This is a genomic window from Blattabacterium cuenoti (genome assembly GCF_014252095.1).
In the GTDB taxonomy this organism is placed as follows: domain Bacteria; phylum Bacteroidota; class Bacteroidia; order Flavobacteriales; family Blattabacteriaceae; genus Blattabacterium; species Blattabacterium cuenoti_F.
In genome coordinates, this window is sequence record NZ_CP059210.1 from 401656 (window position 1) to 425209 (window position 23554).

Annotated in this window: 29 protein-coding genes; 2 read left to right on the plus strand and 27 right to left on the minus strand. The window is 28.3% G+C overall.

Going from position 1 to position 23554, the window contains the following annotated elements; all coding sequences use genetic code 11:
* Positions 1-3 precede the first annotated feature (3 nt).
* The 21 genes from rplN to rplM are packed head-to-tail and all read right to left on the minus strand — an operon-like array spanning position 4 to position 13214.
* Complete coding sequence (gene rplN / locus H0H45_RS01945; protein ID WP_185866391.1) at positions 4-375, minus strand: 50S ribosomal protein L14; 372 nt, start codon at positions 373-375, stop codon at positions 4-6.
* Positions 356-673, minus strand: coding sequence for a 30S ribosomal protein S17 (gene rpsQ, locus H0H45_RS01950; RefSeq protein ID WP_185866392.1), 318 nt, complete (start codon positions 671-673; stop codon positions 356-358). Before rpsQ ends, rplN begins: the two co-directional genes overlap by 20 nt.
* Entirely contained in the window at positions 663-857 is a 195-nt protein-coding gene (rpmC, locus tag H0H45_RS01955) for a 50S ribosomal protein L29 (RefSeq protein WP_185866393.1), read from the minus strand. The genes rpsQ and rpmC overlap by 11 nt, the downstream gene beginning before the upstream one ends.
* Complete coding sequence (gene rplP / locus H0H45_RS01960; protein WP_185866394.1) at positions 854-1276, minus strand: 50S ribosomal protein L16; 423 nt, start codon at positions 1274-1276, stop codon at positions 854-856. The genes rpmC and rplP overlap by 4 nt, the downstream gene beginning before the upstream one ends.
* 18 nt (positions 1277-1294) lie before the next feature.
* Positions 1295-2002, minus strand: a complete 708-nt coding sequence (rpsC, locus tag H0H45_RS01965) for a 30S ribosomal protein S3 (RefSeq protein ID WP_185866395.1) — start codon at positions 2000-2002, stop codon at positions 1295-1297.
* A 14-nt stretch (positions 2003-2016) separates the two neighbouring features.
* A complete protein-coding gene (rplV, locus tag H0H45_RS01970) occupies positions 2017-2376 on the minus strand; it encodes a 50S ribosomal protein L22 (protein ID WP_185866396.1) in 360 nt (119 codons plus the stop codon).
* 25 nt (positions 2377-2401) lie between these two features.
* Complete coding sequence (gene rpsS / locus H0H45_RS01975; RefSeq protein ID WP_185866397.1) at positions 2402-2686, minus strand: 30S ribosomal protein S19; 285 nt, start codon at positions 2684-2686, stop codon at positions 2402-2404.
* 14 nt (positions 2687-2700) lie between these two features.
* The gene (gene rplB, locus H0H45_RS01980; RefSeq protein WP_185866398.1) at positions 2701-3525 is read right to left on the minus strand and encodes a 50S ribosomal protein L2; all 825 of its coding nucleotides are present in this window, start codon (positions 3523-3525) and stop codon (positions 2701-2703) included.
* A gap of 5 nt (positions 3526-3530) precedes the next feature.
* On the minus strand, positions 3531-3815 hold the full coding sequence (rplW, locus tag H0H45_RS01985; RefSeq protein ID WP_185866399.1) for a 50S ribosomal protein L23: 285 nt from the start codon (positions 3813-3815) through the stop codon (positions 3531-3533).
* Positions 3816-3827: 12 nt separating this feature from the next.
* Positions 3828-4460, minus strand: coding sequence for a 50S ribosomal protein L4 (gene rplD, locus H0H45_RS01990; RefSeq protein WP_185866400.1), 633 nt, complete (start codon positions 4458-4460; stop codon positions 3828-3830).
* Complete coding sequence (rplC, locus tag H0H45_RS01995; RefSeq protein ID WP_185866401.1) at positions 4451-5083, minus strand: 50S ribosomal protein L3; 633 nt, start codon at positions 5081-5083, stop codon at positions 4451-4453. The genes rplD and rplC overlap by 10 nt, the downstream gene beginning before the upstream one ends.
* Before the next feature lie 6 nt (positions 5084-5089).
* Complete coding sequence (gene rpsJ / locus H0H45_RS02000) at positions 5090-5395, minus strand: 30S ribosomal protein S10 (RefSeq protein WP_012821541.1); 306 nt, start codon at positions 5393-5395, stop codon at positions 5090-5092.
* Between the two features lie 24 nt (positions 5396-5419).
* Positions 5420-7537, minus strand: a complete 2118-nt coding sequence (gene fusA / locus H0H45_RS02005) for an elongation factor G (protein WP_185866402.1) — start codon at positions 7535-7537, stop codon at positions 5420-5422.
* 8 nt (positions 7538-7545) lie between these two features.
* Complete coding sequence (rpsG, locus tag H0H45_RS02010; RefSeq protein ID WP_185866403.1) at positions 7546-8022, minus strand: 30S ribosomal protein S7; 477 nt, start codon at positions 8020-8022, stop codon at positions 7546-7548.
* A gap of 3 nt (positions 8023-8025) precedes the next feature.
* Complete coding sequence (gene rpsL, locus H0H45_RS02015; protein WP_185866404.1) at positions 8026-8403, minus strand: 30S ribosomal protein S12; 378 nt, start codon at positions 8401-8403, stop codon at positions 8026-8028.
* A gap of 46 nt (positions 8404-8449) precedes the next feature.
* Positions 8450-9259 carry a type I methionyl aminopeptidase gene (gene map, locus H0H45_RS02020; RefSeq protein WP_185866405.1) on the minus strand — a complete coding sequence of 270 codons (810 nt, stop codon included), beginning with the start codon at positions 9257-9259 and terminating at the stop codon, positions 8450-8452.
* Complete coding sequence (gene gpmI, locus H0H45_RS02025) at positions 9256-10806, minus strand: 2,3-bisphosphoglycerate-independent phosphoglycerate mutase (RefSeq protein ID WP_185866406.1); 1551 nt, start codon at positions 10804-10806, stop codon at positions 9256-9258. Before gpmI ends, map begins: the two co-directional genes overlap by 4 nt.
* Positions 10807-10813: 7 nt before the next feature.
* Positions 10814-11638 (minus strand): translation elongation factor Ts, encoded by an 825-nt coding sequence (gene tsf, locus H0H45_RS02030; protein ID WP_185866407.1) that lies wholly within the window; start codon positions 11636-11638, stop codon positions 10814-10816.
* Entirely contained in the window at positions 11635-12375 is a 741-nt protein-coding gene (gene rpsB, locus H0H45_RS02035; protein WP_185866408.1) for a 30S ribosomal protein S2, read from the minus strand. Before rpsB ends, tsf begins: the two co-directional genes overlap by 4 nt.
* Before the next feature lie 15 nt (positions 12376-12390).
* On the minus strand, positions 12391-12768 hold the full coding sequence (rpsI, locus tag H0H45_RS02040; RefSeq protein ID WP_185866409.1) for a 30S ribosomal protein S9: 378 nt from the start codon (positions 12766-12768) through the stop codon (positions 12391-12393).
* Positions 12765-13214, minus strand: a complete 450-nt coding sequence (gene rplM, locus H0H45_RS02045; protein WP_185866410.1) for a 50S ribosomal protein L13 — start codon at positions 13212-13214, stop codon at positions 12765-12767. Before rplM ends, rpsI begins: the two co-directional genes overlap by 4 nt.
* Before the next feature lie 187 nt (positions 13215-13401).
* On the opposite strand from rplM, the gene dnaK reads away from it, so the two are divergent.
* Entirely contained in the window at positions 13402-15297 is a 1896-nt protein-coding gene (gene dnaK / locus H0H45_RS02050; protein WP_185866411.1) for a molecular chaperone DnaK, read from the plus strand.
* 53 nt (positions 15298-15350) lie between these two features.
* Here dnaK and H0H45_RS02055 read toward each other — a convergent pair whose 3' ends face one another.
* From H0H45_RS02055 to rsfS, 4 genes are read right to left on the minus strand one after another with little or no spacing between them, the layout of a single operon-like run.
* A complete protein-coding gene (locus H0H45_RS02055; protein WP_185866412.1) occupies positions 15351-16016 on the minus strand; it encodes a phosphatidylserine decarboxylase family protein in 666 nt (221 codons plus the stop codon).
* Positions 16017-16033: 17 nt separating this feature from the next.
* Positions 16034-16852 carry a phosphatidate cytidylyltransferase gene (locus H0H45_RS02060; protein WP_185866413.1) on the minus strand — a complete coding sequence of 273 codons (819 nt, stop codon included), beginning with the start codon at positions 16850-16852 and terminating at the stop codon, positions 16034-16036.
* A gap of 13 nt (positions 16853-16865) precedes the next feature.
* Positions 16866-18827: an ATP-dependent zinc metalloprotease FtsH gene (gene ftsH / locus H0H45_RS02065; RefSeq protein WP_185866414.1), complete on the minus strand. Its 1962-nt coding sequence runs from the start codon at positions 18825-18827 to the stop codon at positions 16866-16868.
* A gap of 38 nt (positions 18828-18865) precedes the next feature.
* The gene (gene rsfS / locus H0H45_RS02070) at positions 18866-19180 is read right to left on the minus strand and encodes a ribosome silencing factor (protein ID WP_185866415.1); all 315 of its coding nucleotides are present in this window, start codon (positions 19178-19180) and stop codon (positions 18866-18868) included.
* A 125-nt stretch (positions 19181-19305) separates the two neighbouring features.
* Here rsfS and H0H45_RS02075 point away from each other — a divergent pair, with 125 nt between their 5' ends.
* Positions 19306-20073 carry a biotin--[acetyl-CoA-carboxylase] ligase gene (locus tag H0H45_RS02075; protein WP_185866416.1) on the plus strand — a complete coding sequence of 256 codons (768 nt, stop codon included), beginning with the start codon at positions 19306-19308 and terminating at the stop codon, positions 20071-20073.
* Positions 20074-20076: 3 nt separating this feature from the next.
* Here H0H45_RS02075 and yidC read toward each other — a convergent pair whose 3' ends face one another.
* Positions 20077-21879 (minus strand): membrane protein insertase YidC, encoded by a 1803-nt coding sequence (yidC, locus tag H0H45_RS02080; RefSeq protein WP_185866417.1) that lies wholly within the window; start codon positions 21877-21879, stop codon positions 20077-20079.
* The gene (locus H0H45_RS02085) at positions 21876-23510 is read right to left on the minus strand and encodes a CTP synthase (RefSeq protein WP_185866418.1); all 1635 of its coding nucleotides are present in this window, start codon (positions 23508-23510) and stop codon (positions 21876-21878) included. The genes yidC and H0H45_RS02085 overlap by 4 nt, the downstream gene beginning before the upstream one ends.
* Positions 23511-23554 lie beyond the last annotated feature (44 nt).

Consider the following 23554-nt stretch of genomic DNA (forward strand, 5'->3'; position numbering starts at 1 on the left):
TGTTTATAAAACCTCTTGTGCCAAAGAAATAACTTTCATATACTCTTTATCTCTTAGTTCCCTAGCGACTGGACCAAAAACTCTAGTTCCCATCATCTCTCCAGAAGGATTGATAAGTACACAAGCATTATCATCAAAACTTATATAAGACCCATCCTTTCTCCTTATTTTTTTTTTTGTTCTAATTATTATAGCTTTAGCTACTTGACCTTTTTTCACAATACCTCCACCAGATATAGCCTCTTTTATAGTAACGACAACAGAATCTCCTAACGAAGCATATCTTCTTTTCCCTCCTCCTAAAACTCTGATAATTAATGCCTCTTTAGCCCCAGTATTGTCTGATACTTTACATCTAGATTCCTGTTGTAACATTCGATGATTTTTCTAAAATCGAAACTAATCTCCAACATTTTTTCTTACTAAGATGACGCATTTCCATAATGCTAACTTTATCTCCATTTTTAGAGATATTTTTTTCATCATGAACCATATATTTTTTCTTTTTTAAAATGCTTTTTCCATAATATTTATGTTTCACTTTTTTAATTTCAGAAACAACAATCGTTTTATCCATTTTATCACTAGTTACTATACCGATTCTTTGCTTTCTACTACGTCTACTACTATTTGGAATAGTAATAACAGACTTTTTTTCTTTTTCATGAATCATTTCTTCTTTGATTTAATTCAGTTTCTAATTTAGCTATATTTTTTCTAAAAATTTTAATTTCCATAGGATTTTTAATCAACCCAAAAGTATGATCAAATTTCATTTTTTGATAATTATCTTTTTCCTTTTTTATATGATTTTGAATATCTTTTTTGGATAAAATTTTAATATCTGAATATTTCATGATTTTATATATTCTTTAGAAAAAATAAATTTCATTTTGATAGGAAGTTTTTGAGAGGCTAATCTTAACGCCTCTTTAGCTATTTCCATTTCCACTCCATCTATTTCAAATAAAACCCTACCAGGTTTTACCACAGAAATCCAAAATTCTACAGGCCCCTTTCCTTTCCCCATACGAACTTCTTGTGGTTTTCTTGTAGCAGGTTTATCAGGAAAAACATTGATCCATAATTTTCCTTCTCTTTTCATATACCTAGTAGCCGCTACACGAGCAGCCTCTAATTGTCTAGATGTAACCCAAGCACCTTCTAAAGCTTTTATTCCGTATAAACCTCTTGACAAAGAAATTCCTTTCGAAGAATTTCCACGTATACGTCCTTTTTGTTGTTTTTTATATTTTGTTTTTTTTGGTTGTAACATTATTCATGTATCAAAAATTTATAATTTTTTCTTTCTAAAAAAAGAAGCCTTATGATTAGAAAATCTATGTCTTTTTTGCATTCCAAATAGAGGAGATAATTCTTTTTTTCCATATATTTCACCTTTCATAATCCAAACCTTAACCCCGATGCTTCCATATACAGTATGAGCAACTGCCATATGATAATCTACATCTGCACGAAAAGTTCCAAGAGAAATCCTTCCCTCTTTATAAGACTCACATCTAGCCATTTCAGATCCATTTAACCTACCAGATATTTGTATTTTTATTCCTTGAGCATTCATTCTCATAGCAGATAATATGGATAATTTTATGGCTTTTTTATAAGAAATTCTATTTTCTAATTGTCTAACTAAACTTTTTGCTACTAAAGGAGCATCCAATTCAGGACGTTTTACTTCAGAAATATTAATTTGAACTTCTTTTTTCGTTAATTTCCTCAATTCTTTTCTAACTGTATCTACTTCATCTCCACCCTTTCCTATAACCAGAGCAGGACGTGAAGTCCTAATAGTTATGGTTATAAATTTAAGAGTTCTCTCTATAAAAATTCTAGAAACTATTCCTTTAGGAAGACGCGCCTCTATATATCTTCTTACCTTGAAATCTTCTTTTATTCTATCTTTATAATTATTACACCAACTAGATTGCCATCCCATGATAATGCCAAGACGATTAACAATTGGATTTGTTTTTTGTCCCATATAACTAAATTTATTTATCTATTCTCTAAAAAAACTAAAATTTTACTTGATTTTTTTCTAATTCTATGACCCCTTCCTTGAGGGACCGGACGCAATCTTTTCAGAGTTCTACCTTGATTAACTCTAATTTCTTTTATATATAAAGAAGAATCTTTATCCAAGGATAAGTTTGAATATTTTCTATGCCAATTAGACAATACTGAAAGTAGTAATTTTCTCAAACAAATAGAGACTTTTTTTTTCTTACTATATTTCAATATATCCAAAGCATTTTGGATTTTTTTATTCCTAACTAAATTGACTAATAATCTCATTTTTCTCGGAGAACTACGAACCTCGTTCAAAGAAGCAGAGATGATAGCTTTCTCTTCCATAATTATTTTTACCTACTGTAAATTTTTAATTTTTAACTTTTAATTTATTTTTAGATCCGGCATGTCCTCTAAAAGTACGAGTAGGAGCAAACTCTCCTAATTTGTGTCCAATCATATTTTCCGTAATATACACATGAATAAATTGTCTTCCATTATGAACTGCAAAAGTTTGTCCAACAAAATCAGGTAAAATAGTTGATGGCCTAGACCAAGTTTTAATTATAGACTTTTTTTCAGATTTAATATTATTTAAAACTTTATTATATAACTGTTGAGAAACATATGGACCTTTTTTTAATGATCTTGCCATAATAATAAAAATTTCTATTTTTTTCTTCTTTGTAAAATATATTTATCCGAATGTTTTTTTCTAGTACGAGTTCTAAAGCCTTTAGAAGGGACTCCTCTTCTATTTCTAGGAATTCCACCAGATGCTTTTCCTTCTCCGCCTCCCATGGGATGATCTACAGGATTCATTGCAACTCCTCTTGTTCTAGGTCTTTTTCCATAATGTCTATTTTTTCCTGCCTTTCCATATTTTTCCAATTGATGATCTGGATTAGAAACTGCACCAATAGTAGCCATACAATTAATCATAACCATTCTTATTTCTCCAGAAGGAAATTTAATGGTTGCATATTTTCCATCTTTTGCAAACAATTGTGCATACGCTCCAGCGCTTCTAGCTATTTTTGCCCCTTGTCCAGGTCTTAATTCTATACAAGAAATATTTGTTCCTAAAGGGATTTCACTCAAAAAAGTAGAATTTCCTACATTAAAAGGGACGTTTTTTCCAGAAATCACTTCTTGTCCTATTTTAAATCCATCCATAGTTACAATATATCTTTTTTCTCCATCTTTATAATGAAGTAAAGAAATAAAGGAAGATCGATTAGGATCGTATTCTATAGATTTTATGATAGCAGATATTCCAAATTTTTTTCTTTTAAAATCAAGAATTCTATATTTTCTTTTATGCCCTCCTCCAAAATAACGCATAGTCATTTTTCCATAATTATTTCTTCCTCCTGATTTACACTTTCCTCTTGTTAAAGATTTTTCAGGGAAAAATTTTGTAATTTGATCAAACCCGTTAACTATTCTAAAACGTTGACTAGGTGTTATTGGTTTCAGCTTTTTTATTGACATCAAATTTATTTTTTATTAAAAAAATCAATCTTTTGATTTTCTTTCAATTGAATAATAGCCTTTTTTAATCTATTGGTTCTACCATATAGAAATCCTTTCTTAGTATATTTTGATTTATCTTTTCTAGAATAAATCATTGTTCTGATTTTTTTAACAGAAACTCCAAATATTCTGTAGATTTCCTTTTTGATTTGATTTTTATTACAATCAATACGTACAGAGAATGTATAACAAGAATTTTCCTCTTTCAAAGAAGATTTATCTGTAAGAAAAGGTTTAATTAAAATCATAGATTTTGCAATTTATGAAATATTTAAAATCCTTTCTATTTTTTTTATTGAACTTTCAGAAAGTATAACATATGAAGAATTTAATAAAGAATAGCTATTCAATTCTTCCGCTTGTAACAACTGAAAGTTTTTTAAATTTCTAGCAGATAAATGTAAATTTTTATCCATTTTTTCTACAACCATCAATAATTTTTCATTTACTAACTGTAATGATTTTAATATGTTTAAAACCAATTTAGTTTTCGGTTTTTTCAATTGAAAATCCTCTATAATTTTTACCTTTTTTGTTTTTAATTTATGTTCTATAATATTTTTTTTTGCAAAATTTTTTGTTAATTTATTGATTTTCATTAAATATCTCCTAGGTTTAGGACCAAAAACCCGTCCTCCTCCTCTAAAGAGAGGATTTTTTATATCTCCTTTTCTAGAACCGCCAGTTCCTTTTTGTCTATGTAATTTTCTTCTACTTCCAGATATTTCTCCTCTTTCTTTAGATTTATGAGTTCCCTGACGTTGTGCAGATAGATATCTTTTCACTTCTAAATAAATAGAATGATCATAAGATTTTTTAGAAAAAAATTTTTCATCAAACGAAACTTTACGATTAGTAGAAATTCCTTTAATATCCAAAATTTCTAATTCCATTTTTTTTTCTTAATCATTAAATATGAATTTTTATTACCAGGTACCGATCCATTCAATAGAAAAATATTTTCAGTTACATCAATTTTCAATATTGTTAAATTTTTAATAGTTACATGTTTTCCTCCCATTCTTCCAGCCATTTTCTTTCCTTTAAAAATTCTAGATGGATCAGAACCCGCACCAACAGATCCAGGAGCTCTCAATCTATTATGTTGTCCATGACTTCTCTCTCCTACACCTGAAAATTTATGTCTTTTTACGACTCCTTGAAATCCTTTTCCTTTAGTAATTCCTCTTACATCCACTAATTCTCCTTCTACAAAAGAAGTTATATTTATTTGACTCCCTAATTTTATAGAAGGACTAAAAACATTTTTAAATTCTAATAATTTTTTTTTCGGAAAAATACCAGATTTTCTAAAATGACCTTGTAAAGCTTTAGTTGTTTGTTTTTCTTTTTTATCGATTATTCCTAATTGAATAGCAGAATAACCATCCTTTTCCATAGTTTTTACCTGAATCACATAACAAGGACCTACTTTGACGATAGTACATGGAATATTTTCTCCATTCTTGGAAAAAATACTAGTCATTCCAAGATTTATACCTATTAAACCAAACATTTTTTATTATACTTTGATTTCTGCTTCTACTCCACTCGGCAATTCTAACTTCATCAACGCATCTACTGTTTTAGAAGAAGCATTGTGAATTTGTAAAAGTCTTTTATGAGTAGGAAGTAAAAATTGTTCTCTTGATTTTTTATTAACATGAGGAGAACGTAATACTGTAAATATCTTCTTTTCGGTGGGTAATGGAACTGGACCATTAAGCACTACTCCTGTAGGAAGAACAGAATTTACAATTCTTTCAGCTGACTTATCTAATAAATTATAATCATAAGATTTCAATTTAATTTTTATATCATGACCCATGGTATTGATATTGTTAATTTTTTTCTATTTTTTTTTTTTATTATACTCCCTATATTTATCATTTCCTATGATAAAGTTATCCACAATATTCCTTGGAACTACATCATAATGAGAAAACTCCATAGTAGACGTTCCTCTTCCGGAAGAAAGAGTCCTTAATACCGTTACATATCCAAACATCTCAGATAATGGAACTACGCCTTGAATTATCTTTATATTTTCACGATTATTCAGATTTTGAACTATTCCTCTTCTACGATTTAAATCTCCTATAACATCTCCCATATTTTCTTCTGGAACCAATATTTCCAATTTCATAATTGGTTCTAATAAAATAGGTTTTGCTTTTTTAGCTGCTTCTTTAAACCCAAATTTTCCTGCTATTTCAAAAGACAACTGATCAGAATCTACTGGATGATAGGAACCATCTAAAATAGTTATTTTAGCGCTTTCTATTTCATATCCAGAAAGAGGTCCATTTTTTATCATTTCTTTACATCCTTTTTCTATAGATGGAATGTATTCTTTAGGAATATTTCCACCTTTTATTTTATTGATAAATTCTAAACCCAGTTTTCCAGAATCACCTGGTTCTAAACGAAATAGAATATCTGCGAATTTTCCACGACCTCCTGTTTGTTTTTTATAAATTTCCCTATGTTCTACTACATTTGTTAGAGCTTCTTTATATTCTACTTGTGGTTTTCCTTGATTTACTTCTACTTTAAACTCTCTTTTCATTCTATCTACAAGGATTTCCAAATGCAATTCCCCCATTCCTGATATAATAGTTTGTCCTGTATAATTATCTGTACGAACTTGAAAAGTTGGATCTTCTTCCATTAATTTAGACAAAGCAAAACTCATCTTATCTATATCTGATTTAAACTTAGGTTCTATAGCTAAACCAATCACTGGTTCTGGAAAAGAGATATTTTCTAAAAGAATTGGAAATTTTTCATCACATAAGGTGTCACCCGTTTTAATATCTTTAAATCCTACTACAGCAGCAATATCTCCAGCCCCTATCCTACAAATAGGATTTTGTTTATTAGCATGCATCTGATATATACGAGAGATCCGTTCTTTATTTCCAGATCTTGGATTCAAACTATATGATCCTGCGTCAATCTTTCCAGAATATACTCTAAAAAACGCTAGACGACCTACGAAAGGATCGCTGGCTATTTTAAAAGCTAAAGCAGAAAATGGCTCTTTTTCACTAGGTTTTCTTGTTTCTTTTGTTTGATATAGGGGATGCACTCCCACTATATCTTTCACTTCTAACGGAGAAGGTAAATAACGACACACAGCATCCAACATAGCTTGGACCCCTTTATTTTTAAAAGAAGAACCACACAAGATAGGTATTATTTTCATTTTTATGGTGTTCTTTTGAACGGAAGAAATAATATCATTTTCGGAAATAGAATAATTATCATATAAAAACTTTTCCATAATAAAATCATCATGTTCTGATAAAGATTCAATCAGTTTATTATGATAATCGTTTACCATATTTTTCATTTCAGATGGAATAGGTATTTCTTGAAATGTTATTCCATAATTATTATCATCCCAAACAATAGCTTTATTGGTAATTAAATCTACTACTCCTCTAAAATTATCTCCAGATCCAATAGGGATTTGCAATGGAACAGAATTTGCTCCTAACATTTTTTCTATTTGCAAACAAACATTGAAAAAATCAGCTCCTTGACGATCCATTTTATTTATAAAAGCAATTCTAGGAATATCATATTTATCTGCCTGCCTCCATACTGTCTCTGATTGAGGTTCTACTCCATCAACTGCACTAAATAAAACCACCATTCCATCTAATACTCTTAAAGATCTTTCTACTTCTACTGTAAAGTCAACATGACCTGGCGTGTCAATAATATTGATTTGATATTTCTTATTTTTATAAATCCAATTACAACATGTTGCTGCAGAAGTAATGGTTATCCCACGTTCTTGTTCTTGCAACATCCAATCCATGGTTGCTGCCCCATCATGAACTTCTCCAATTTTATGATTGATTCCTGTGTAGAATAAAATTCTTTCTGTAGTTGTAGTTTTTCCTGCATCAATATGTGCTGCTATACCTATGTTTCTTGTATACTTTAAATCTTTTGACATGATATTAATTAAAATCTAAAATGTGAAAAAGCTTTATTAGCTTCAGCCATTTTATGTATACTTTCTTTTCTTTTTACTGCTTCTCCCTGTTCTCTAAAAGCATCCAATATTTCAGAAGCTAATTTACTAGCCATTGTTTTTTCATTTCTAACAGAAGCACAAGAGATAAGCAATTTCATTGCTTTGGTTATTTTACTATTAGAAGAAATAGGAACAGGAACTTGAATATTAGCTCCTCCCATACGACGACTTCTTACTTCTACATGAGGCATTACATTTTTTAATCCTTCTTTCCATATTTCTAACGCAGATTTTTCTTCCTTTTCCTTTATAAATTCTATTTTTTCCATAGCCTTATAAAATATTTTATAGGCTAAATTTTTTTTCCCATTTTTCATCAAATGATTAACAAAACGCGTCACCAAAGAATCGTTAAATTTTGGATCAGGAAAATATACTTTTCTTTTTCTCTTCGTTTTTCTCATTTTTTATTTTTTCTTTTCTATTTTAGCTCCATACTTACTTCTACTTTTTTTTCTTCCATTTACTCCAGCAGTATCTCTAGCTCCACGTATTATCTTATATTTTACTCCTGGTAAATCTTTAACTCTTCCACCTTTCACTAAAACTATAGAATGCTCTTGAAGATTATGTCCTTCTCCAGCAATATAGCTAATAACTTCTTTTCCATTTGTAAAACGAACACGAGCTACTTTTCGCATAGCAGAATTTGGTTTTTTTGGAGTAGTAGTATAAACACGTATACATACTCCTCTTCGTTGAGGACAAAATCCCAAAGCCACAGATTTTCTTTTTCTAGAAACGGAAGTTCTACCTTTTCTAATTAATTGTTGTATGGTCGGCATATATCTTTAAAATTAGAACGAAAATTATATTATTCAAGAAGTAAAATTACTTAATTTTTTCGTTTTGAAAAGGCTCTTCTTCAAAAGATTGAATATTAAGTTCTTGATATATGTAACGGTAAGTAGAAAGTAAACATGGGGATCCATCTACAATGGCTACATTGTGTTCAAAATGTGCGGATATATCTTTGTCTGAAGTACTCACAGTCCATCCATCATCATGAAAAATAACTTCTGGATTTCCTCTATTTACCATGGGTTCTATCGATAAAACAAAACCTTCTTCTAATTTTAATCCTTTTCCTTTTTCACCAAAATTAGGAATTTGAGGATCTTCATGCATTTTTTTTCCTAAACCATGTCCAACGAGATCTTTTACAACGCTAAATCCATAATTTTCGATACAAGTTTGTATAGAATAACCTATATCTCCAATAAAATTTCCCTGTTTACATTTAGATATACCTATATACAAAGATTCTTTGGAACATTCAAGGAATTTTCTGACAGTATTTGAGACTTCTCCTACTTCAAATGTATAAGCGTGTTCTCCATAAAAACCATTCATATAAACCCCGCAATCTATAGATAATATATCTCCATCACATAAAGGTTTTTTATTTGGAACTCCATGTACAACTTGAGAATTAGGAGAAACACATAAAGTATTTGGATAATTATATAGACCTAAAAAAGCCGGAATTCCACCATGATCACGAATAAAACTTTCTGCAAGATGATCTAAATAAAGTGTACTGATACCAGGTTTCACTTTTTTAGCCAACATTCCCAATGTTTTAGATGCTAATAATGCGCTTTTTTTGATAAGAATTATTTCCTCAATGGTTTTTATCATAATACTTTTATTATAGATTCTCCACTCATGATACAAGGTTTAGGTAATCCCATTAATTGAAGGATAGTCGGAGAAACATCAGCTAAAACAGCTTCTCTTCTTAATACGTTTTTCATTATAAATTTTGGATCTAAAAGAATGAAAGGAACTAATGAATTTGTATGAGTGGTATTAGGACTTCCATCTAGATTAATCATGCAATCAGCATTTCCATGATCTCCAACTATAACTACTGTATACGAATTTTTTATGGCTTCTTCAGAACAAACTTTCGTACAATGATCAACAAATTCACAGGCTTTGATAGTTTCAAGCATTTTTCCAGTGTGACCTACCATATCTGGATTAGCAAAATTTAAACAGATAAAATCTGTTTCTTTTTTCCTTAATTCAGGAAGAATTTTATTCACTATTTCTTTTGCACTCATTTCTGGTTTTAAATCATAAGTAGAAATTTTAGGAGATTCGCATAAAATACGAGTTTCTCCATTAAAAGGTTTTTCACGGCCTCCTGAAAAGAAAAAAGTTACATGGGGGTATTTTTCTGTTTCAGCAATACGAATTTGTTTTTTTCCATTTTTTTCTAAGATTTCCCCCAAAGTATTTGACAAATTTTTTCTTTCAAAAAGGACATGTATATTCTTATATACAGGATTATAACATGTCATTGTTACATAGTATAAATTCATCTTATTCATATGGAAAGAAGAACTAATGCTGCTACTGCTATGATGATTGGTTGTTAACAATTCAGTAATCTGTCTTGAACGATCTGAACGAAAATTAAAGCAAAGAACAATATCACCTTTTTCTATTCTGGAAAAAGAATTTCCACATTGATCTCCAACTATTATAGGAGTTATAAATTCATCAGTTATTCCTTTATTATAAAAAGAGTCCACACAATCTAAAATGTTATTAGTATAAAAACCCTTAGAATGAACAAGAGCATCATAGGCTATTTTAGTCCTTTCCCATCTTTTATCTCTATCCATAGAATAATATCTTCCAATAACAGATGATAACTTTCCTACGGAATTTTTTGTCTTTTCTAACAGTTTTTTTATATATCTTATTCCACTTTTAGGAGAAGAATCGCGTCCATCCGTAAATGCATGTATAAATACATTTTTAATGTTTTTTTTATAGGCGGCGTCCAATAAAGCAAAAAGATGATTTATATGTGAGTGAACTCCTCCATCAGATAATAGTCCAATAAAATGAATCTTTCTACCAGAAGAAATTACATAATCCAATACAGGATTAACTTTTTCCATAAAAATCTTATTTTTAATAGATTTATCTATTTCTTTCAAACTTTGAATAATTTTTCTCCCAGATCCTAAATTTATATGACCTACTTCCGAATTTCCCATTTGTCCATCAGGTAATCCAACAGAAATTCCAGAAGCATGTAATTGGCTAAAAGGATATTTTTGGTAACAAGAATCTAGAAACGGAGTCTTTGCTTGATAAATAGCAGAATACAAAGAATTTTGATTGGATAATCCCCACCCATCTAATATGATCAATATTAATTTCTTCATTCTTTCGTTACGGAAAAGTAATCCTTTTATAAATCTGTACCTTCAAATTTTTATTAAATTTATTCATATATTCTCGAATAGTAATTTTGTTATCTTTTATAAATTTTTGATTGAGAAGAGTATTTTCCAATATAAATTTTCTAACCTTCCCTAAGATAATTTTTTTCTTTATGTCACTTGGTTTATTTTCTTTTTCTACCTGATATGAAATAATTTCTTTTTCTTTTTCTACAATAGAATCAGGAATTTCTTTCTCATCTATAGCGATAGGATTCATAGCGGTGATATGCATAGAAATATCTCTAGCCATAGTTTTATTAATCCCTTTAGTATGGTTAGAAAACCCTACTAAAGTAGCTATTTTTCGATTATTATGAATATAACCTGTGACAAATGGAGATTCTATTCTTTCAAATATTTTCAATTCCATTTTTTCGCCTACTACTCCCATTTTTTCTATAATCAAGTCTTGAATAGTTCTCCCACGATAAAGACTAGATAAAAACTTTTTTTTAGTATGATATAATAAAGAAATCTTCGATAAGGTCGATAAAAAATCCAAAAAATTTTTGTTCTTAGAAAGAAAATCAGTCTCACAACTTAATCCAATAATAACTCCAAAAGTTTGATCATCATTAATAGAAGAATGCAAAGCACCTTCTTTTACTTCTAAAAAAGAACGTTTCGTCGCAATATTTTCTCCTTTTTTTCTTAAAAAATTAATGGCTTTATCAAGATTTCCATTAGAATTTATCAGAGCTTCTTTGCAATCCATGATTCCAATTCCAGTTAATTTTCTAAGTTTTTTTATTTGAATGGCTGGAATTTTCATGATTTTTCAGACATTTTTCTATTTTTTAATTCATTCCTATCTTTTTTCTCCACAGAAGACAAACCTTCTTGAATAGCTTTTGTTATAAATTTTAAAATAATGTCAATAGATTTAGAAGAATCATCGTTAGATGGAATAGGAAATTGAATTTCATTTGGATTTGTATTGGTATCTACCATAGCAAAAACAGGTATATTTAATTTTATAGCTTCCGATAAAGCTATTTTTTCTTTATATGGATCTACTAAAAAAATTCCACCAGGTAAATGGTTCATTGAAGATATACTTCCTAAATTTTTGTACAATTTTGCATATAATCTACTTATTAATAATCGTTCTTTTTTAGATAAAGTATCAAGTATTCCATTTTTTTTCATTTTTTCTATATTGTTCATTTTTTTCACAGATCTACGAATAGTTGAAAAATTTGTTAAAAAACCTCCTAACCATCTTTCTGTTACACAAGGCATATTGACATTTTTAGCATAGAAAAAAACTTTTTCTTTTGCCTGTGCTTTTGTTCCTACTAATAAAATTTTTTTCCCCATAGACACTATCTTTTTTAAACCTATACAGGCTTCTTCCAACTTTTGGATAGTTTTTGATAAATCGATAATATGAATTCCTCCTTTTTTCATAAAAATAAAAGGACGCATATTCGGATTCCATTTACGTGCAATATGTCCAAAATGAACTCCAGCTTTCAATAAATCTTGAGTATTAATTTTTTTTTCCATTATTATTATAATTTTCTAACGTTTTGAAAACTGAAATTTTTTCCTTGCTTTTTTTTTACCAAATTTTTTCCTTTCAACTTCTCTAGAATCACGAGTTAACAGTCCATCGGATTTTAATACACTTCTGTTAGCTGAATCTAACTTGCAAAGAGCACGAGATATAGCTAAACGAATAGCTTCAGCTTGACCGTTAAAACCTCCTCCATTCACTTTAATTTTTATGTAAAATTTTTGATTATTTATTTTTTTTAATGGATATAAAATTTTTCCGTGAACACTTTTTGGAAAAAAATTTTCATAGTTTTGAGAATTTATTAAAATAGATAGTTTTTCTCCTGATTCTAAATATACTCTAGCAAGAGACCTTTTCCTTCTTCCTATAGAATGTATCATTCTGTTTTGATTAAAATAGGTTTTTGTGCCTGATGTTTATGCTTTGATCCCTGATAAATATGAAGATTTTGAATCATTTGATGTCTTAAACGATTTTTTGGAAGCATTCCCTTAACCGCTTTGTAGATTAATAATCTTGAATCTTTATTAAACACTTCTTTTACAGAAGAAATTTTCTGTCCTCCGGGATAACCAGTATAACGAATATATTTTTTGTAATTCCATTTTTTTCCAGTTAGTTTAATTTTCTCAGAATTAATCACAATAACATGGTCACCGCAATCCACATTTGGAGAAAAACTAGGTTTATGTTTTCCTCGTATCCTTGATGCCACTTTTGAAGAAAAACGTCCAAGACATTGATGAGAGGCATCCATTATAACCCATATTTTTTCCTTAACAGAACTTTTTATTCCATAAATAGTTTTAAAACTTAACGAATCCATTTTTATAATTTTAACCGTAATATAAGATTTTTTCAAAGAAAAATTTAATATAGTGACTTTTTGTCATATAAGAACTCAATTTCTTTGTTAATGCAAAAGCTTATTCTTGTCATAGATTCTAGAACTTCATTATGGCATAATGATTGGAGTGTGTAAAGATTATATATGAAAAAATGTAAAAATAAAAATGAGTAAAATTATAGGAATAGATTTAGGGACAACAAATTCTTGTATTGCCGTCATGGAAATAAATGATCCTATTGTCATCCCTAATTCAGAAGGAAAAAGAACCACTCCATCTATAGTAGCTTTTGTAGAAGGTGGAGAAAGAAAAATAGGAGATCCGGCAAAAAGACAAGCAGTTACTAATCCACAAAAAACTGTTTTCTCGATTAAACGTTTCATGGGAAGAATGTATTCTGAAATAACGGAAGAATTAAAACATGTTCCTTACAAAGTAGAAAAAGGAGGAAATAACACACCTCGTGTTAAGATAGAAAATCGGTTATATGCTCCTCAAGAAATATCTGCTATGATTCTTCAAAAAATGAAAAAAACCGCTGAGGATTACTTAGGAAAAGAAGTAAAAAAAGCAGTGATTACTGTTCCGGCATATTTTAATGATGCTCAAAGGCAGGCTACTAAAGAGGCGGGAGAAATAGCGGGATTACAAGTAGAAAGAATTATTAATGAACCTACTGCGGCTGCATTAGCATATGGATTAGATAAAAGCAATCAAAATAAAAAAATAGCAGTATATGATCTAGGAGGAGGAACTTTTGATGTTTCTATATTGGAACTAGGAGATGGAGTTTTTGAAGTTCTTTCTACTAATGGAGATACTCATTTAGGAGGAGATGATTTTGATCAAGTTATTATAGATTACCTCGCAAATGAATTTAAATCTAAAGAAGGAATAGATTTAAGAAAAGATCCTATGGCGTTACAACGTTTAAAAGAAGCTTCTGAAAAAGCAAAAATTGAATTATCTTCTTCAATTCAGACGGAGATTAATTTACCATATATTACAGCTACAGAATCAGGTCCAAAACATTTAGTTCTTACATTAACTCGTGCTAAATTTGAACAATTGTCTGAAAATTTAATACGTAGATCTATTAATCCTTGCACTAAAGCATTAAAAGATGCTGGACTATCTACTAAAGATATTGATGAGATTATTTTAGTAGGAGGATCTACACGGATTCCTAAGGTACAGGAAAGAGTTGAAAATTTTTTTCAAAGAAAACCATCCAAAGGAGTTAATCCAGACGAAGTGGTTGCTATTGGGGCCGCTATTCAAGGAGGAGTTTTAACTGGAGATGTTCAAAATGTTTTGTTACTTGATGTAACTCCTTTATCTTTAGGGATTGAAACTTTAGGTGGTGTTTTTACAAAACTGATTGAATCCAATACTACTATTCCTACTAAAAAATCAGAGATTTTTTCTACAGCAGCAGATAATCAATCTGCAGTAACTATAAGAGTAGGACAAGGGGAAAGACCTATGTTTAATGACAATAAGGAAATAGGACGATTTGATTTAGTAGATATTCCTCCTGCTCCTAGAGGAATCCCTCAAATAGAAGTAAGTTTTGATATTGATGCAAATGGAATACTTCATGTTTCTGCAAAAGATAAAGGAACTGGAAAAGAACAATCTATACGTATTGAAACCTCATCTGGATTAAGTCAAGATGAAATAGAAAAAATGAAAAAAGAAGCAGAAGAAAATGCTCAAAAAGATGAAAAAATTAAAGGAGAAATAGATCAATTAAATGCCGCAGATAATCAAATTTTTCAATCAGAAAAACAACTAAAAGATTATGAAAATAAATTATCTAATAATAATAAAAAAAATATAGAAAATTCTTTGGAAGAATTAAAACAAGCATATTCTAAAAAAGACTTTTCGAAAATTGAAATTTGTATGAAAAAATTAAACGAAGCTTGGACAAATGCTTCCCAAGAAATCTACGCTGCTTCAAAAACAAAGAGCCATACAGATAATTCTGAAAATAAAGAAAAAAATAATAAAGGAAATGAAAACGTACAGGATGTGGATTATGAAGAAGTAAAATGAAATATCTTTTTAGATCTATGATCTATTATATTTAGAAAAAGGAGAAGAATTTATTATTGTGGAATAACAGAAATAACAGTTTTTCCACCAATTACTTTCTCTCCTTTCTTTATCAGAATGATAGTATTTAATGGTAAATAAATATCTACTCTGGATCCGAACTTAATAAATCCAAATTCTTCTCCCTTTTTTGCTAAAGAATTTTTTTTTGCATAAAAAACTATACGACGGGCTAAAAATCCTGCTATTTGTCGAAATAGGATTTCTTTTTTTGTTTTCGTTTTTACTACAGTAGTGGTCCGTTCATTATTTAATGAAGCTTTTTTATCCCATGCTAACCAGTATTTTCCTGGATGATATTTTGCATAAATTATTTTTCCAGATACTGGAAATCTATTTATATGAACATCTAAAGGAGACATAAAAATAGATATGCATATACATTTTTTCTTTAGAAATTCGTTTTCCAAAGTTTTTTGTATTCCTATGACTTTTCCATCAGCAGGAGAAAGCACTTTTTTTTCATCTTTATAATGACTTATAGATATTATTCTTCTAGGATTTCTGAAAAAAAAAATAAGAAAACAATACAACACAATAGAAAATAAAAAAATAAATAAATTGAGAAGTTTAGAAAATAAAATTGCGGAAATAGAAATCCCTATTAATATTAAAATTAATACATAAATTAAAAAAGGAAAACCTTCCTTATGAATCATAAAAATCCTTGATACAACTAATAAACAAAATGAGTCACACCAGCAGCTATTGTAGCTATAATAGGCATGACAAATATAAAACTATCTAATCTATCTAAAAATCCTCCATGTCCAGGAAACCAGATTCCTGAATTCTTGACACTACAAGATCTTTTAATCGTGGATTCAACTAAATCTCCAATAGTTGCAAAAATAGGAATAGCAATAGCTAATATGAACCAATATTTTTCTTTCCATATCTCATATAATAAGAAACCAAAAATCAAACAAAAGAATAAACCTCCTATAAATCCTTCCACAGATTTCTTAGGAGATATAGATACAGCTATTTTTCTCTTTCCCCACTTTCTTCCTATTAAATAGGATAAAGTGTCATTAGTCCATATTAAAATAAAAGTTCCCAGAATTAACTCTTTTCCTCCATATATAGTGTATATATAGGAAGCTAACAAAAAAGGTATAATTATATATACTAAACCAAAAATTAAATGACTGATTTGTGTGATTTTTTCTTTATGAGAAGAAGTTTTAGAAAATAATTGAATGGTAAAAAATATTATAGAATATGGAATAAAACATATAATATATAAAATTAAACCTTCCTTTCTTAAAAAATCTAAACATATCGAAAAAAGTAGAAAAAATGAAGCTATTTTAATCAAAAAAGTATTCGTTTTTAAAATAACTAAAAACTCAAATAAACAAAAAAATGATAATATCATCATTACAATTCTGAAAATTTTTTCTCCTTCTTTTATAGAAAAAATAATTAAAAAAATATAAATCAATCCGGTGAGAAATCTTATTAGGAAGTCTAATTTCTTTTTTTTCTTCATTAACAATATTCTTTTAAGAAGAAGGAAGATCACTGACTGTAGTCAAAATATCTCCTAAATCCTCTGAAAAAGGTCTTTCCCCAAAAATTTTTTTCAAATCTTCTCTGAAGATTACTTCTTTTTCTAGAAGTTCGTTAGCTAACATGGATAATTTTTTTTCATGACTTATTAATAGATTTTTGGCTCTTTGATATTGTTCAGAAATAATTTTAGAGATTTCTTCATCTATGATTTGTGCAGTTTTTTCACTATAAGGTTTAGAAAAAGAAAATTCACTTTGCCCCGTAGAATCATAATAAGAAATATTTCCAATTCTTTCATTTAATCCGAAAATAGCTACCATAGATTGTGCTTGTCTTGTAACTCTTTCCAAATCATTCAACGCACCTGTTGAAATATTTCTGAAAATCACTTCTTCTGCAGATCTTCCTCCTAATAAAGCACAAATTTCGTCCTTCATTTGTTCTGGAGTAGTAAGTTGTCTTTCTTCTGGAAGATACCAAGCGGATCCCAAAGATTTTCCTCTGGGAACTATAGTTACTTTGACCAAAGGAGCCGCGTGTTCCAACAACCAACTGACAGTGGCATGTCCCGCTTCATGATAAGCTATTCTTTTTTTCTCATTTGGTTTTATTATTTTATTTTTTTTCTCCAGTCCTCCTATAATACGATCTATAGCGTCTAAAAAATCTTGATTTTCTATCTTAGATCTATTTTTTCTCGCTGCGATAAGAGCTGATTCATTACAAATATTTGCTATATCTGCTCCACTAAATCCTGGGGTTTGTTTAGCTAAAAAATCTATATCTACCTTACTAGATAATACAAGTCTTTGTAAATGAACACGAAATATTTCTTTTCTTTCATTCAATTCTGGTGGATCTACTAATATAGTGCGATCAAATCTACCTGGACGAAGCAAGGCTTTATCTAATATATCGGATCTATTTGTAGCAGCTAGTACAATAACATTTGTGTGAGTTCCAAATCCATCCATTTCTGTAAGTAATTGATTTAAAGTATTTTCTCTTTCATCATTAGATCCTGCTATACTACTTTTTCCTCTAGCTCTTCCTATGGCGTCTATTTCATCAATAAATATGATACAGGGTGATTTATCTTTTGCTTTTTCGAATAAATCTCTTACTCTAGAAGCTCCAACTCCTACAAACATTTCTACAAAATCAGAACCAGATAAGGAAAAAAAAGGGACTTTCGCCTCTCCAGCTACAGCTTTTGCTAATAAAGTTTTTCCAGTTCCAGGAGGACCTATTAACAGGGCACCTTTCGGAATTTTTCCTCCTAACTTAGTATACTTTTGAGGACTTTTCAAAAATTCTACAATTTCTTGTACTTCTTCTTTAGCTCCATCCAAACCAGCTACATCTTTAAATGTTATTTTCACATTATTATTTTCATCAAATAACTTAGCTCGAGATTTTCCGATATTAAATATTTGTCCTCCAGGTCCTCCTCCAGTAGCTCCAATTCTACGAAAAATAAAAACCCAGAAAATAATCAACAAAATAAAGAATATTCCATAATCAAAAAAAAATTTTGTAATAGTATAATCTTGCTGATTTTTAAAATCAATCAGAGTATCTAGATTATATTTTTTTTTATATTCTTCAAATTTTTTCTGAAAAAATTGCAAATCTCCTATTTCAAATTCATATTGTAAAGAATGCGAAATAAACTTCTTTCTGCGATCACTTTTGATTATATCATGTGGATTAATAAAAATATCATGAGATGGTAAAAATTCTTTTTTTAAATAAACATGTACAATTTCCCTATGTTTGACTATAATTTTCTGTACTTCTCCTTTCATAAGAATATCAAAAAAAGTATCTTGATCAATTTTTCTCGGATTAGAAAAAGAAGATTTAAAGAAAAATATCCCTAAAAATATGGCCAATATAATTGCATATATCCAAAAAAAGTTGTTTTTACTTTTTACTTTTTTATCTATCATAGGTTTTCTTCATTTATTTAAATATAAATCAAGCATGGCTATAAATTTTTTTTCCAAATGTTTTCTATGTTATAATATAATCTGACTTTTTTTTGAAAAACATGTACAACAATAGAAACATAATCTATCAATATCCATTCTCTATTTTTTAAACCTTCTATATGCCAAGGTTTTTCTTTTAACTCTTTCATTGTAATCTTTTCTATAGATCTATATATGGCATAAACTTGATTTTGAGATTCTCCATTACAAACAACAAAATAATCACAAACAAAATTATTTCTAAAGTTTAAAACAGAAATATCTTCACCTTTTACCATTTGAATTCCTTCTATAATTTTTTTTAATAGCAAAACGGATTTTTTTTAGTAGAAATATTCTAGTAATTTACTTTTTCAGTGTTTTTTTTACTAACTAACTCAAAAACAAAAATAAGGTTTTCACTTTAAAGAAGTTAAATTTTTCAACATAAAATATTTTGAAAAGATTTATTTGGCCAATATATTTAATTTTTCTAAAAAAAGTTGATTCTACTAATCAATACATAAAAAGGAACATTTCAAAATGGATGAATAACTGGACTGTTATTTGGTCCATGCATCAAACAAATGGAAGAGGAGTCGGTAAAAACTTATGGAAAACAGAAAAAGGAAAAAATTTAACTTTTAGCATTTTTTTTAAATCGATTACCTTATCTATTGATAAAGGATATATCATGAATATGATTATAAGTAACGCTATTCATAAAACTTTATTTAGTTATAGCAAATTTATTTGGATTAAATGGCCTAATGACATTATTTTAATGAACAAAAAAATAGGAGGAATATTAATTGAGAATAAAGTCTTTCATAAGAAAATACATACAACAATTGCTGGAATAGGATTAAATGTGAATCAACTAAAATTTGATTATAAATTTCAAGCTACTTCTTTAAAAAAAATTCTTAACAAGGATTTTGAATTAGACAAATTATTTTATAATATAATTTATTCCATACAAAAAGAATATTTTCTTTTTACAATTCAAGGAGAATCAAATATAAGAGATTATTACGTAAGTCATCTTTATATGAAAGATAAAATCTCTTTTTTCTATATAAAAAAAAATGTTCATTGTGAAATAAATGGATTATATAAAGGAATTATTCGAAATATAACAAAAAGAGGAAATTTAGTGATTGAATTTAATAAGAAAAAAAAATTTTTTTTCTTTTCTCAAAAAGAAGTACAATTGATTTTTTAAAAATCAGAAATCTTTTTTCTTTTTCATGATTTCTTTTATTCTATATTTCCAATAATGACGTTTTGTTGGTTTTTTTTTATTTTCTTGAATTTTTTGACGGATTTTATTTTCATCTAATAGGAATTTTTTAATAAAAAAAATTAAACCAATATTAATAATATTAGATATAAAATAATAAAGAGAAAGTCCAGATGCGTAACTATTTATAAATAGAAGCATTATGATAGGCATTAAATATAATATAAAAGGCATATCTGATGCATTTTTTTGATTGATTAGAGGATCGTTACTACTTACATTATTACTTATTTTTGTATAAATTAAAAGAGCAAGTGAATACAATAATGTAAGTAAACTCACATGATTTCCATAAAAAGGAATAGAAAATGGTAATTCTAAAATAGAGTCATATGATGTAAGATCATCTACCCAAAAAAAAGATTTTCCTCTGAGATTAATCAAAGTTGGAAAAAATTTAAATAAAGAGTAAAAAATAGGAATTTGAAATAGTGCAGAAAAACATCCAGACATTGGGTTTATCCCGGCTTTTTGATATAGTTCCATCATGGCTCTTTGTTTTTTTAGTGGATCAGAATTTCTAAATTTCTTATTAATCTCGTCGATTTCTGGACGAATCAACTTCATCATAGCACTTAACTTATATTGTTTATAAGTTATTGGTGATAATATTAATTTTACTACAATTGTCATTAAAATAATAATGACTCCATAATTCAAATTTGTTTTTTCTAAAAATTGAAAAATGACTAAAAAGAAATATTTATTAATCCATTTTAAAAAACCCCAACCGAATGGAATAATATTTTCTATTTTTTGATCAAGCTTTTTTAATAAAGAAAAATCTAAAGGTCCAAAATATAATTGAAAAGGGATATTTATCTCTTCATGTTCTTTTATCTTTAATAAGATATTGGATTGAATTTTCTTTAAAAAAATTCCTGAAGGAAAATTTTCAGAACGTATAAAAAAATTTTTTAAAGGTTTTTTTGGGATAAAAATTGTTGCAAAAAATTGTTGTTTATGAGCTATCCAATTCAAATTATATATATTCCTTTCTTCTGATTTTTTTTCGGATAAGGATTGAACCTTTGAATGAGAATTTTTATTATGAGAATAATAAATTTGTGTGTAAGAATTTTCCCAATTTCTATCCTTTTCTAGAGAAAAAACTTTTTGTTCTAAATTAATGGAAATAGTTTTCTTTCCTATGGAAGGAAATAAATTCACTGTTCGTACATGAAAATCTACATGGTATTGAGAACCTTCATTTAAAGTGTATATATGATCGATGAAACCTACGCCATAAGGATTACGAGCCCTCATAATTAAAATCATAAGTTTTCCTCTTTTCTGAAAAAAAAAAGGATGAAAATATAAAGTATCTGTAGAGATTAGATTTTTTTTAAAATGTTTCTTATTAGAATTAACCCAAAAAATCATTTTATATAAAAAACTAGAATCTTTGATTAAGTAAAGATTTTTATTATGTGATACATGAATAAGATCATAGGCTTTGTATTTTTTTAAAAAAACTTCATTGATCATTCCTCCTAAACTAGAGATCCTTAGTCTTAAAACTTCATTTTCTAATACACAATCATTTTTTGATTTTTTTTTTGAAACAAAAGATAATTTATCAAATGAGGAAATTCTTTTTTCTTCTGCGAATCTATTTGATAGAAATTCTTTATCATTATATGTGTTAAAATATGTAAAAACAGTTAAAATTAACAATATAAGAAATAAACCAATTATCGAATTATAATCCAAATTTTTTTCCTTCATACATAATGATAATTCTGAGAATCAAATGATTTATAATTTTTAGAAATTTGTACAAAATAAGTAAACAAAGGATGAGGATGTGTCACAGTGCTATTATACTCAGGATGATACTGAACTCCTAAGAAAAAAACATGATTATCTAATTCGATGGCTTCTACCAAACCTGTTTCTGGATTTATTCCTACGACCTTCATACCGGCATTAGAAAAACTTTCTAAATAGGCGTTATTAAATTCATATCTATGACGATGTCTTTCAAAAATGTCTTTCTTTCCATAAATAGAAAAAATTTTAGATGTCTCTATTAAAGAGCATTTCCAATCTCCTAGTCTCATTGTTCCACCCTTTTGCATGATATTTTTTTGTTCTTTCATTAAACTAATAACTGGATGAGAAGTTTTTGGATTAGTTTCAGAACTTTCTGCTTCTTGTATTTTCAATACATTTCTAGCAAACTCTATTACGGCTATTTGCATTCCTAAACATATGCCTAAAAAAGGAATTTTATTTTCTCTAGCATATTTGGCAGCTAATATTTTTCCTTCTATCCCTCTATTTCCAAATCCAGGAGCAATTAAAATTCCAGAAATTCCCTCAAAATATTCTTTTATATTTTTTTCTTTGATCATTCCGGAATAAATCCATTTTATATTTACATAAGTTTCATTGACTGTTCCAGCGTGAATTAATGCTTCTGTAATAGATTTATACGAATCATGCAAAGAAACATATTTTCCAACTAGAGCAATTCTTATTTCACATTTAGGATTTTTATACTTTTTCAAAAAAATTTTCCATTTTTTCAAATTCGGAGTAATCAAAGTGGACAAATTTAAATGATTTAAAACTACTCTATCAAAATTTTGTACATGTAACAAACATGGAATATCATAAATAATTTTAGTATTGATAGATTCAATTACATTTTCTGGTTTGACATTACAAAATAAAGCCAATTTATTACGAATGCCTTTAGATATATGTTTTTCTGTTCTACAAACTAAAATATCTGCTTGAATTCCATTTTCCATTAAATTTCTAACAGAATGTTGTGTAGGTTTTGTTTTTATTTCTCCAGTTACTGATATATAAGGTAATAAAGTTAGATGAACAACCAATCCATTGGATTCTCCTAATTCCCATTTTAATTGACGAACAGTCTCGATATAAGGAAGAATTTCTATATCTCCTACTGTACCTCCTATTTCAGTAATAATAATGTCATAATCATTAGTTTTTCCAAGCTCTTTAATACGTTTTTTAATTTCATTAGTTATATGAGGGATGACTTGTACTGTTTCTCCTAAATAAATTCCTCTTCTCTCATTATCAATAACGGTTTTATATATCATCCCAGATGTAACATTATTATTTTTTGTTGTTGGTTGATCTAAAAAACGTTCATAATGTCCTAAATCTAAATCTGTTTCCGCTCCATCTCTAGTTACAAAACACTCTCCATGTTCATAAGGATTTATGGTCCCTGGATCTATATTGAAATAAGGATCCATTTTTTGAATAGTGACTTTATAACCTCTACGCTTTAATAACATACCTAAAGAAGCAGATACAATTCCCTTTCCTAAGGAAGAAGTTACTCCTCCTGTAACAAAAACATATTTTGTTTCCATAAAAAATTTTGTGAAAAAACTTTTCCGTATTTTATACTGGATTT